This is a genomic window from Bradyrhizobium sp. NBAIM08 (assembly GCF_020193935.1).
Taxonomy (GTDB): domain Bacteria; phylum Pseudomonadota; class Alphaproteobacteria; order Rhizobiales; family Xanthobacteraceae; genus Bradyrhizobium; species Bradyrhizobium yuanmingense.
In genome coordinates this window covers 1-449 of record NZ_JADYVR010000341.1, presented here as the reverse complement: position 1 = coordinate 449, position 449 = coordinate 1, and the positions used below count along the sequence as shown (strand labels likewise).

Sequence of the window (449 nt, the reverse complement as noted above, 5' to 3'; positions counted from 1 at the left end):
ATTTCCTACCGTTCGGTCCTGAGCTCACATTCCTGCAACTGAGCAATATCAGCTTCGATGCCAGCACGCTGGAGATCTGGGGTGCACTGCTGAACGGTGGCCGACTGGTGCTGCAACCACAATTGAAACCGACCCTGCTGGAGATCACCAATACGATCCGCGAAAAAGGTGTCACTACGGGGTGGTTTACAGCCGGTCTGTTCAACGTTCTGGTCGATGAACATGTGGACCGATTGCGGGGCTTGCGACATATCCTGACCGGTGGTGATGTGCTGAGCGTACCCCATGTGAAAAAGGCATTGAAGGTCCTAGGACCTGGGGTTCTCATCAACGGCTACGGACCAACGGAGAATACGACCTTCACCTGTTGCTATCCGATCGATGATGAGAAGGCGATCAAAGGCAGCGTGCCCATCGGCAAGGCTATCCACCATACCCGTGTGCATGTC

The 449-nt window shown here is 54.6% G+C and carries 1 protein-coding gene; it reads left to right on the top strand.

The window, feature by feature from the left end; genetic code table 11:
• The coding region (locus I6F37_RS39810; RefSeq protein ID WP_225154349.1) for an AMP-binding protein at positions 1 to 449 on the top strand (449 nt) is incomplete at both ends.